9 protein-coding genes are annotated in these 11,476 nt (G+C 50.7%); 7 read left to right on the forward strand and 2 right to left on the reverse strand.

The genetic code is table 11. The annotated features are described in order from the left end of the window. Window positions 1–667: histidine kinase (locus VIM87_RS21390; RefSeq protein WP_331998976.1), on the reverse strand; the 667-nt coding region annotated here is incomplete at its 3' end. 245 nt (window positions 668–912) lie between these two features. On the opposite strand from VIM87_RS21390, the gene VIM87_RS21395 reads away from it, so the two are divergent. Both VIM87_RS21395 and VIM87_RS21400 read left to right on the forward strand, forming a co-directional pair. After that, the gene (locus VIM87_RS21395; protein ID WP_331998977.1) at window positions 913–3,015 is read left to right on the forward strand and encodes a hypothetical protein; all 2,103 of its coding nucleotides are present in this window, start codon (window positions 913–915) and stop codon (window positions 3,013–3,015) included. Between the two features lie 10 nt (window positions 3,016–3,025). Continuing rightward, window positions 3,026–4,549, forward strand: coding sequence for an MBL fold metallo-hydrolase (locus VIM87_RS21400; RefSeq protein ID WP_331998978.1), 1,524 nt, complete (start codon window positions 3,026–3,028; stop codon window positions 4,547–4,549). Here VIM87_RS21400 and VIM87_RS21405 read toward each other — a convergent pair. Then, complete coding sequence (locus tag VIM87_RS21405) at window positions 4,539–6,425, reverse strand: M1 family metallopeptidase (protein ID WP_331998979.1); 1,887 nt, start codon at window positions 6,423–6,425, stop codon at window positions 4,539–4,541. The genes VIM87_RS21400 and VIM87_RS21405 overlap by 11 nt on opposite strands. A 234-nt stretch (window positions 6,426–6,659) precedes the next feature. Between VIM87_RS21405 and VIM87_RS21410 the strand changes: the two genes are divergently transcribed. The 5 genes from VIM87_RS21410 to VIM87_RS21430 all read left to right on the forward strand — a co-directional run. Further along, window positions 6,660–7,442: an ABC transporter ATP-binding protein gene (locus VIM87_RS21410; RefSeq protein ID WP_331998980.1), complete on the forward strand. Its 783-nt coding sequence runs from the start codon at window positions 6,660–6,662 to the stop codon at window positions 7,440–7,442. A gap of 19 nt (window positions 7,443–7,461) precedes the next feature. Further along, window positions 7,462–8,211: an ABC transporter permease gene (locus VIM87_RS21415; protein WP_331998981.1), complete on the forward strand. Its 750-nt coding sequence runs from the start codon at window positions 7,462–7,464 to the stop codon at window positions 8,209–8,211. A gap of 52 nt (window positions 8,212–8,263) precedes the next feature. Next, a complete protein-coding gene (locus VIM87_RS21420) occupies window positions 8,264–8,632 on the forward strand; it encodes a hypothetical protein (protein WP_217603275.1) in 369 nt (122 codons plus the stop codon). Window positions 8,633–8,980: 348 nt separating this feature from the next. After that, entirely contained in the window at window positions 8,981–11,047 is a 2,067-nt protein-coding gene (locus tag VIM87_RS21425; protein WP_331998982.1) for a TonB-dependent receptor, read from the forward strand. Window positions 11,048–11,053: 6 nt separating this feature from the next. Then, window positions 11,054–11,476, forward strand: a 423-nt coding sequence (locus VIM87_RS21430) for a hypothetical protein (protein WP_331998983.1), incomplete at its 3' end; no start/stop codon positions are given.

The following is an 11,476-nucleotide window of genomic DNA, read 5'->3' on the forward strand; positions in this document are numbered from 1 at the left end:
GTTCATTGCCGGTGAGGGCCAGCGTATAAATGTTGTTAAGGGTGTTGAACAAAAAGTGCGGGTTGATCTGCGCTTTCAGGAAAGAGAGTTCTGCATGCGCACGGTCGGCCTCCGCGAGTATAGCGCGTTGTTCTGTAAGCCGCCAGCGCTTGGTAAGCTCCACAGCAATGGCCAGCGTTACCACTACCAGGAACAGGAAGATGCTTACCATATCCGTATGCCCGCCATTGCTCCCCGGCCCTCTGCCGCCTGGCCCAAAGCGGCCCCCTGGTTCGGGTGGCGGAAATCCATTGCCCCCCGGCGGCATACCGTAGGGCCCTCCTGGTGGCGGCTTCAATGCTCCCTGGTTAAAGCCATGCTGCGCCCCATGCCCCAGCAGCCGGTCAAAAGGCTGCAGGTAATACACCAGCACCAGCGCCGCCAGCAAAATGCCAAAATAGGCCAGCCACTTTTTCTGAAAGAACAGCTGCGGTATCAGGTACGTAGTATTGCCGTAGAACAGCATCATATATACCAGCACAAACAGCCAGTAGGGGCGGGAAAGCAGCAGCTCCCACCAGTTTGCATCTGAGTGCGGCTGCCCGTTTATAAAAAGTAAAGGCAGGCTCAGGAAAATGAGCCAGCCGGTTATATGGGTAATAATGATGGAAACATTGCTACGGAACATATATAAAGGAACGAATACTAAATGTACGAAATAGGAGATGTACCGGTGAGCAGGGGAAAAGTACCGATGAATAAACGAACACAGCCTCCTGCTAATCAGGTATTTTTACGCTTTATTATTTCAAAAAAAAACCTCACCTTGCAACAGATAACTGTTCCTTTGAGCGGATAAGAACGCCAATACCCCAAACATCAGCACGGAAATATTTAAGGTACCCCAAATACTTTCACTAAAACAGTGAGCGCATGTCCCCCATTAATCCCAAGAGCTACATCGGGAAAAAACCACCCTTCCGCAAACTACGCGGTTATGCATTTGATCCCAGCCTGTCATTAAAAATAGATACGGCCGACATTAACAACATCATATACAAAGTGCCCTGGGAAACGCTGGAACCAGGCCCCATAGGCGAATACGTGGAGGTGATAGACTTTGATCCCACCGTAGGTAAGTTCTACCGCGCCGTAGACCTGGATGATGATTACATACTGGCGCAGGACGGCCTGGACCCCAGCGAAAGCGATCCGCAGTTCCATCAGCAGATGGTGTATGCCGTGGCCATGACCACTATCAAGAACTTTGAACGGGCGCTGGGCCGCAAGATCCTCTGGGAATCGCGCCGCGGCCTGAATGTAGCCGTGGAGGATGAATATGTACAGCGCCTGCGCATTTACCCCCATGCCATGCGCGAGGCCAATGCCTATTACAGCCCGGTAAAAAAATCGCTGCTATTCGGCTACTTTGCATCCACCCCGGCAGATGAAACGTTGCACATGCCCAACTCCGTTGTATTCACAGCCCTGAGCCATGATATCATTGCACACGAGATCACCCACGCCATCCTGGATGGGGTGCACAACTATTATAACGAGGCCACCAACCCCGATGTGCTGGCCTTTCACGAAGCCTTTGCTGATATCGTAGCCCTGTTCCAGCACTTTAGCTTCCCCGATGTACTGAAACACCAGATCTGCAAAACCCGGGGCGACCTGGGCGCACAGAACCTCTTAGGCCAGCTGGCCCAGGAATTTGGCACCGCCGTAGGCGATTACGGCAGCCTGCGTGATGCTATTGGCGAAGTAGATGAGGAAACCAAGCAATGGAAGCCCAAAGATCCTAACCCGGAAGACTACCGCAGGGAAATGGAGCCGCACGCACGCGGCAGCATCCTGGTAGCCGCTGTGTTTGAGGCTTTCCTGAATATTTACAAAAGCCGTATTGCCGACCTGCTGCGCATTGCCTCCAACGGTACAGGCATCCTGCGCCAGGGCGATATTCCGCCCGACCTGGTGGACCGCTTAGCCAATGAAGCCGCCAAAGCAGCCGGCCATGTGCTAACCATGTGCATACGCGCAATTGACTATTGCCCGCCCATTGATATTACGTTTGGCGATTACCTGCGCGCCATCATCACAGCAGATATGGATATTGTGGCCGATGATAACCGCGACTACCGCCTGGCGTTCATTGATGCCTTCCGCCGCCGTGGCATTTACCCCGATGGCATTAAAACCCTGAGCGTGGAAAGCCTGCGTTTTCCCCTGCAGAACATTGGCTACCTGGCCGATAAGCATGGCACTATGACAAAGAAGCATGATGAGAAGAATGATCACAGCCTGAACGAGACCACCAAAGAGCTGCTGGCCATTGTGAACGGTTTTTTACGGGACTATGGAGATGAGATCAAGTATGTGAACGACCGCCGGAAGATCTATTATAAAACACGTGAGTACATTACCGGTTTGTATGAGGAAGGCCGTCCGCATATACCCGGCCTGCACCGGCGCTTAAATGAAAAGTTTGCCGAATCGGCCGACTTTGCACGGCTCACCGGCCTGGCCTTCGTGGATAACTTTGCTGAGCTGGGCCTGCGCCAGTCAAGCCAGTACAAAGGCGCCTCTTTCCAGATCTTAAAACTAAGGCTGGTAACGCGGGTAGGTCCTAACGGGGCGCAGATCAATAACGTGATCTTTTCCCTTACCCAGCGCAGCGGCGTAATATATAAAGACGGCGCCATCGAGGGATACTTTACGCCCAACGCCAGCGCATTGGCCAACACTACAGAAAGCGGGGATCCTATTCCCGAAGGCGGTTGTGAGTTCCGCGGCGGCTGCACCCTCATCTTTGACCTGGATAGCCAGGAGCTGAAGTACGCCATCTCCAAACCGATCGTTGACCTTCACAGCCTGGATGCAGGACAGGTACCGGCGCTGAACCTGAAAAGGATCCGGGCGCAGTACATGTACCAGAACTGCGAAGCAGATTTTGGTGTGAATGATTATTTCCAGTTCTTCGGCAACGGCTTCCACCATATGACGGAACCTTTTGCATTTCTTCACCAGCATTAACTGAAACCCCATGACCATGCAAATAAAAAAAGCCCCTAAAAAAGTAACAGCCCGCACCAAACGCGCTGCCGGCGCAACGCTTACCGGTAAGCTCGACCGCGTCTCCATCCGCATGTACTGCCTGGGCACCGGCGATTGTTTTGTGATCAAGTTCTTTAGCCGCAAAACCACCCGCTTCACTATGATGATAGATTGCGGCAGCTGCAGAGGCACTTCTGAAGATTTTAAACCTTACCTGCAGGAGCTGCTGGAATATGTAAACGGTGCTGTAGACCTGCTGGTGGTAACACATGAGCACAATGACCACGTAGCCGGTTTTGCAAAAGACCCGGCCATTTTCCGGGAGCTGGAAATAAAAGAAGCCTGGTTTGCCTGGACGGAGAATCCTAAAGACCCCAACGGCCACGCACAGGAGCTGTTAACCAAACGCACCAAAATGCGCGCAGCCCTGCAAAACGCCATCACGGCCTTCAAAGACCGTCATGAGAATATGAAGATAGGCGCCGGTGGAGATGAGGATAACAGCGAGTTTAACCGCATTATGCTGGATAACAGCAGCGCCTTTATTAACGGGCTGGATACCCTGGCCACCATTAACCTGGACGGGGAAGAGGAAACCGGCGGTAAACCCCTGCCCGGTATGCGCATCATCAAAGAAATACTGGCAGAAAAAAAGGTAAAGATCCGTTACCTGAGCCCCGGCGATATTGTAAGCCTGCCCAATGCACCGGGCATAAAGTTCAATGTGCTGGGCCCGCCCACTAACCGCGATTTTATATTTAAAGATGGTAAGGCCGGGAAAGATGTCTTTCAGAAGAACCTTACATTGAACGATAGCGCCCTGTCTGTAAACGCTTTTCTTTCCCTTAATAATACCGAGCGTAATGATGTGCCTTTCACCAGCGATTACATTGCATCAGATGAAGCGCCGGAAGCCATTTATAATGCTTCGGGCAACCAGTGGCGCAAGATCAATGACGACTGGCTTTCCAGCGCAGGCTCACTGGCGCTGCGGCTGAACAGCCATATCAATAATACCAGCCTGGCCCTGGCCATTGAATTTGAAAAAAGCGGCAAGGTATTACTATTCCCCGGCGATGCGGAGTATGGCAGCTGGGAAAGCTGGCACCAAATTAAGAAATGGGAAAAGAAGGGGAGGGATGGCAAACATCTTACGGAATGTTTGCTGAACCGCACAGTGTTCTACAAGGTAGGGCATCACCTCAGCTACAACGGCACTGCGCTGGAAAAAGGCATCCTCATGATGGAAAGCGAGGAGCTGGCCGCCATGGCAACGCTGGACCGCCACCGCATTGCAGAAAAGTGGAAAACCACTATGCCTAACAAGCTGCTGCTGCAGGAGCTTATTAAACGCTGCCAGGGCAAACTGTTCGTGATGGATGAATTTCAGTTCGCCAACCGTCCCTCTAACCAGTTAGACCCGCACACGCTGGGTAAAAAGGTGTATGAGGAAGGGTTGGCGGAAGATGAATCTACCATCCTGTTTAAACAGTATACGATCTCTAATCTTTAGGCAGGGGCCATACATTATTGTCCGTATCGGCATCCATAAAAATGCCGCCATCTAACACCAGGGACTGGATCTTCTTTTTAGTGGAGATGCGCACCTGTGTTTCCTTTTGGCTGGCCTCCCATACCAGCGGCGTTTGGTGCAGGGTTTCCGTGCTGCCATCGGTATAGGTAATGTTCACATCAAAAGGTGTGGCCATACCGCCAATATTTTTAACATGCAGCGTATAACCCTGCGCGTTAGCTGCCAGCTGTTTTACAGCCAGGTCTATATAATAATTGGAGAAGAACCAGTTAGCCCAGAACCAGTTCAGGTTCTTACCGGATACATTGTTGAACGTATTAAAGAAGTCCCATGGCAGGGGATGTTTGCCATGCCAGCGATCCATAAAGGCATGCAGGCATTTCTTAAACAGGTCATCGCCCAGCATATCCTTCATGGCCAGGTAGCCAAGAGAGGGCTTGCCGTATTCATTATTGCCTAAGCCTGCACCACCCAATACATCGCCGGGCGTAACAATAGGCAGGTCCTGTTCCGAGCTGGCATCATGGATCCAGTTATCAACACGGAACTGTTTGTACAGCTCTTCCGCTTTTTCCGTGCCCTGGTCTTCGCGCCCTATCAGCAGCTCAAAGGTAGTGGCCCAGCCTTCATCCATAAAGCCATAGCGGGTTTCATTAATGCCCATGTAAAAGGGCATATAGGTATGCGCAATCTCATGCTCTGCTACAAACTTGGTAAAACCGGTATCCTGTGTGGCGCCGTCATTGGCCATCATGGGGTATTCCATATCCGCATAACCCTGGAACACGGTCATCTTTTCATATGGGTAAGGTACGCCCGGCCATTTGCGCGATAACCAGCTGAGCGCATGCCGTTCAAAAGATACCATGTGGTGAAAATCAGCCGCTGTGTCATTATACATAGCCTGTACGCTGGCGCGGCGTTTGGTGGCATCGTCCACCACCACGCTGGCAGCATCCCACACAAAATGATCGCTGATGCCAAAGGCCATATCCGGTATGTTGGTGGCCTTGAATTGCCAGCTGTTCATCTCGTTCTGCGCAGTTATATTCTTTGCCTGCAGGTCCTGCAGGGTAGCAATATGTATCACCTCATCCGATGTTTGGGAAGCCTGCAGCTTTTGTGCAAAGGCTGGCTGCAGCAGCTTTTCCGGCTGCTGTAAGGTACCGGTGCCGCCTACAATATAGTTCTTGGGCACATTGATGGTAACGGTATAATCATTAAAGTCGTTGTAAAATTCAAGCGCATCGTTAAATGGCATCTGGTCCCAGCCATTGTAATCATCGTACACGGCTACACGCGGGTAAAAGTAAGCCAGGAAATAAGTGGTGGAATCTATCATGCCTTCCCGGTTGCTTACCTTAGATACCTGGTAATGCCAGTCGAACGTAAGCTTTACAGAATCATGCGGCAGCAGGGGCTCCTGCAGCAGTATGGGCTGCCAGGTAAAGTAGGCGTTGCTTTCCCTCCACCTGCGGGCCTGCCCGTTCACGCTAAAGCCATCGATCTTCACACCTTCTGTAAGATAATCGGGGGGAACACCACTCAGGCGGGGGGCGCCGGGTTTATGAATGTTCAGCAGCAGCTTTATCACCATATGCTCCAGCGTGTCGGGGCTGTTGTTCACATACGTGATCTCTTCCTTACCCCGTATAGTACGGTCGGGCGGCAGGGCTGTAACGTTGATATTATAACGGGCATGGTTTTGCCAGTAGTTCTTGCCGGGCTGCCCGTCCATGGCGCGGGTGCCTTTTTTAAAAGCCTGTGTAATATCCCGGGGCATATAAAGACTTTGGGCATTCACATGAAAAGAGCCGGCCACTGCCAGCATCAACAATAGTGCGTAACGGAACATGAACGATCTGCTTTGAATAATTAACAGCAATGAAGATATAAATAATTTGCATCGGCCCAACGCCTATCTGGATGACCGGTGCAGGAACCGGTTAAACCGTAAAACACGGAAACTTCACCGCCATTCCGGGGCTTTTTACCGGCAGAACAGAGGTTTTCGCCTTTTTATCATATAGCGTCGTTGCAGGTAGTGTATGTTTGCAGCGTTATCTGCCAAACCAAAATCATTTTTTTAATGAACCATCCATCACATACGCCTATTCTTGAAGTAAGCGGCCTGCATGTGTACTACGGTAACTTTCATGCTGTAAATGATGTATCCTTTACGGTGAATGCCGGTGAGATCTTTGGCTTCCTGGGCCCTAACGGCGCGGGTAAAACCAGTACGCTCAGCGCAGTGGAAGGCCTGCTGGAACCCCGCTCCGGCAATATTTCCGTAGCCGGTTTTGATATTCACAAACAGCCTTTGCATGCCCGCGCTAATATGGGCGTACAGCTGCAGGCCACCAGCTTTCAGCCGGAGCTTACCATTTCAGAGATCATTCGCCTGTATGCCGGTATTTATGGCGCCGCCATTGGCAATGAGCAGATCCTTTCCATTCTGCGGGATATTAAGCTGGAAGATGCTGCCGGCAAGCGTTTCGGGCAGCTCTCAGGCGGCCAGCAGCAGCGCGTATCCCTGGTAATAGCCACCATCCACGATCCGCACCTGGTATTGCTGGATGAGCCAACAACAGGCCTGGACCCGCAATCGCGCCGGCAGCTATGGGAACGTATGGAAGCCATCCGTGAAAAAGGACATGGCGTATTACTTACCACACACTCTATGGAAGAAGCAGAAGCCGTGTGCGACCGCATCGCCATCATTGACCATGGCAGGGTAGTGGCCATTGATACGCCCGAGGCATTAATAGACCATTACCGCCACGACCCGGAAGTGATCAGCGTTTCCCGCAAAGGGAAGATCACCCTGGAAGATGTATTCATTGGTCTTACCGGCCGCGCCATCCGTTCATAACCTTTAACTATTACGAGCCATGAGAAATAATATTCCTGCAACATCAACTGTTTTAAATGCATTGCTGCGCGCCGATTTTACCACGCAATGGCGCAATCGCCGCTCCGTTATACTGGTGTTCCTGGTGCCATTGATCATACTGATGTCCTGGAAAGGACTGATAGATAAATTAGGCGGCGCATTTGTATTATCCATCTGTATCACCATCGGCCTTACCGCCATAGGCTTAATGGGCTACACCAACTCCATTGCCCGCGACCGTGATAAGGGCATTTTCCAGCGCCTGCGTGTAGCGCCCCTTCCCACCTGGACCATTATGGTAAGCCGCTTAACCGTGCAGGTTGTAATGATCCTGGGGTTGATCATTGCCGTATTTATTGTAGGTTTTTATGTAGATAAAATATCACTGACCCCGGCAGGTTATGTGTTCGGTTTTGCCATGGGATTAGTAGGCAGCGCTGTGTACCTGGGTTTGGGGCAGATGATAGCCGGCCTTATTAAGAACCCTGAAACGGTAAGCGCTACTACCCGTTTGGTATACTTTGCCTTTATTATGATCGGCATGTTCGGCGAGCTGGGCATGCTGGGTACAGAAGTGCAGGCCATTGTAAAGTGGTCGCCTTTTGGAAGTGTAAAACGTATAGTAGCCGATGGCCTGCAGCCGGCGCACTGGACCATACAAAGTACGCAGGCCCTGCTGGCAACCATTGGATATGCCTTTGTGTTCTCTTTACTGGGTATTAAATGGTTCCGCTGGAACACGAAATAAAATTGCTGAACTAACTGGGAAATTCAGCTTTCACTACTATCTTTGCGGCAGCTTGAAACAAGTTGCCGCAATATTATTACTGATAGGCGTACTGAGCCAAACCTTCAGCAAAATGCTGATAGTGGCGGAGTATGAGCTGAACCGGGACTACATTGCCAAAAACCTTTGCGTGAACCGCAACAAGCCTAAAATGCATTGTAATGGTAAATGCCATATGATGCGTAAGATGAAGCAGGAAGAAAAAAGCGAGCAGGAAAACCCCGAGCGCCGTGCAGAGAATAAGCTGGAGATCATTTGCGCCGCTTTCAGCCCCGCCCATCTGAACCACTCTTTGATTGTTAGTACTATACAATATCCCAATTTGCAGGTAAATACCTGTACCGTGTTTGTAGCCGCCCCTTTCCATCCCCCGCAGGCTTAAAGCCTAAAGCAGAAAGCACAAAGCATAAAGGTTAAAGCGTAAAGCAAAAAGGAAGAAGCATAAAGCCGAAGGCTTAATGTTGCTTGCCATGTAGTGCTGCCCCGTTAACTATTGATTATTGTGTATTTATTGATATGCATTGCATCCGGTCCTTTACCGGCTGTTAGTGCGCGCCGTTAACTTTTAGCTTTTAGCTTTTGGCGTTTAGCCTTTAGCCTTTAGCTTTTGGCCTTTGTGCTTTCTGCTTTCCACATTCGCTGCATTAAGCTTTATGCTTTCTGCTTTGCGCTTTTTGCTTCACGCCTGTGGCGTTAAGCGTTCTGCATTCTCTCACTTGAACTTATTGCAATGAAAAAGGGATTTCTATCAATAATACTAACATGCGTAGTAGCAATAGCTGCTGCACAGGATACAACCACCATAAAAGAATTGCAGCAGGTGATCGTAAGCGCCAGCCGCACCCAACAGAAAAGGAGCGATGCGCCCATTGCCATCAGCACCATTAGTACTAAAACCATCCAGGATACAAAGGCTAACCGCTTGGACCAGCTGCTGAATAAAGTAAGCGGGGTATTTATGGTAAGCCTTTCCAATGAGCAGCATGAAATGAGCATCCGTCAGCCCATGACCACCAAAAGCCTGTTCCTGTACCTGGAAGATGGTATTCCCATCCGCACTACCGGCTTATACAATCATAACGCGCTGCTGGAAATGAATATGGCTGCCGCTAAGCAGATAGAGATCATCCGCGGGCCGGCATCTTCTTTATACGGTGCGGAGGCCGTAGGCGGCGCAGTAAATATTATTACGCTTACACCGCCTCCCGTAAATACGGGAATGATAAGCCTGCAGGCCAACAACAACGGTTATAAACGGGTAGATCTGCAGGCCGGCGGCGCCTATGGTAAATGGGGCCTGGTAGTAAGCGGTTACTACGCCAACCGCCACGATGGGCCGGTGGATTACAGCGACTTCCACAAAACAGCCCTTACCTTCCGGGCCGATTATAAAGCCAGCGATAAAACCACCTGGAGCAACAGCATTACCTATATCGACTACTACAGCGATATGACCGGCTCCCTGGACAGCGCCCATTTTGCGCAAAAGAATTATAGCACGCCGTATTCCTTTACCTACCGTAAAACCACAGCCTTACGCATCCGCAGCGGTATTACCCAGCAATGGAACGATAACAGCCAAACGCAGGTAACCGCCATGTTCCGGGATAACTCCGTAAAGCAGAACCCATCTTATTATATTACCAATAACCGTACAAATGCGTTGCTGGCAAACGGGCAGCTGAACAACAGCTCCTTTAACAGCTACCTGCTGGTAGCGCAGCATCAGCAGCAGTTCAAATGGCTGGGCAGTAAAGTGATCGGCGGCATCAGCGCAGATCTGAGCCCCAGCACCTACATAGCCCGCTACATACAAATTAACCGGGATGGTAAAGGTAATTACACCAATTACCAGCAAACGGATTCTACGCTCAGCAACTACAACACCGGCATCAGCAACCTGGCATCTTATGTACATTACGAAATGAGTCCCCTGCGTGGATTAAAGCTGGTAGCGGCTTTGCGCTATGACTTTTACCACTTTGACTTCGATAATCATTTGCCTGCATCCGCCTCCACCGGCGCGCCATCCACCAAACAGAACTTTACCCGCTTTACTCCGAAAGCAGGTTTTACCTATAACTATAAAGGCATTGGCGTGTATGCCAACTATAGCCAGGGATATGTGCCGCCGCAGGTATCTGAGCTGTTTAACAGCGTAAAGGTGCCTTACCTGCAGCCGCAAACTTTCTTCAACTATGAAGCAGGTGGCTGGTTCTCTTTACTGGAGCACAAGCTGTATGCAGACTGGAGCGTGTACCTCATGAACGGCACCAATGAAATTATTTCCGTACGGGAAGATGATGGTACTTTCCAGAACCAGAATGCCGGTAAAACCCGCCACCGCGGAGTGGAGTATGGCATTACATATCGCCCTGCCCCGCAATGGATGCTGCGGGTAAGCGCCACCAACGCCAAACATACCTTTACAGACTATGTAGAGAAAGGCGCAGATGTAAGCGGCAATGAAATGAGCGCTGCCCCGCATTTTATCAGCAATGCAGAGGTAATGTACCACCCCGCTTTCTTTAAAGGTTTTCGTATAGGCATGGAATGGCAGCACCTGGGTAAGTACTGGATGGATAACGCCAATACGCGGTCCTACAGCGGTTTTGACCTGGTGAACCTGCGCACCGGTTATACGGTTGGCCGCTGTGAAGTATGGGTGAATGCCCTGAACCTGTTCAATAAATATTATTCCACCTTTGCCAGCAAATCATCTTACGGCTACAGCTACAACCTCGGCGATCCGCGGGAATGGAATGTAGGTATGGCTTTCAGAATGGGTAAAAAATAAGATGTCATGAAGAAGAATATATACAAGCTGCATCGTACACTATCGCTTATCATAGCGCTGCCGGTGCTGTTGTGGGCCATCAGTGGTTTCATGCACCCCTTAATGACCAATATCCGCCCGCAGGTGGCTACGCAGGTATTGCCGGCACGCGCCATTAACAGCGCGCAGGTACAAACCACGCTCACAGCAGCTTTGCAAAAACATCATATTGACAGCATCAGCAGCTTTCGGCTGGTGCATATTGATACCACCTGGTTTTACCAGGTGCAGGCGCCCGGCAAAGCAGAGCCTTTATATTTCAGTACCATCAACGGCAAGCTGCTCACTGCCGGCGACTGGCTGTACGCGCAGTACCTGGCCCGCCAGTTCCTGGAAGGTCCGGATAACACCGACAGCGCTGCCGCCCCGCCACCGCCCTCACCGCTAGCT

Origin of the sequence: Chitinophaga sp. (assembly GCF_036569125.1) — a bacterium.
In the GTDB taxonomy this organism is placed as follows: Bacteria; Bacteroidota; Bacteroidia; order Chitinophagales; family Chitinophagaceae; genus Chitinophaga.

Bases quoted from the DNA above. Each gene is read 5' to 3' on its own strand.
- VIM87_RS21405 (WP_331998979.1), bottom strand. From the start codon at position 6,425: ATGTTCCGTTACGCACTATTGTTGATGCTGGCAGTGGCCGGCTCTTTT.
- VIM87_RS21410 (WP_331998980.1), top strand. From the start codon at position 6,660: ATGAACCATCCATCACATACGCCTATTCTTGAAGTAAGCGGCCTGCAT.
- VIM87_RS21400 (WP_331998978.1), top strand. From the start codon at position 3,026: ATGACCATGCAAATAAAAAAAGCCCCTAAAAAAGTAACAGCCCGCACC.
- VIM87_RS21395 (WP_331998977.1), top strand. From the start codon at position 913: ATGTCCCCCATTAATCCCAAGAGCTACATCGGGAAAAAACCACCCTTC.
- VIM87_RS21425 (WP_331998982.1), top strand. From the start codon at position 8,981: ATGAAAAAGGGATTTCTATCAATAATACTAACATGCGTAGTAGCAATA.
- VIM87_RS21415 (WP_331998981.1), top strand. From the start codon at position 7,462: ATGAGAAATAATATTCCTGCAACATCAACTGTTTTAAATGCATTGCTG.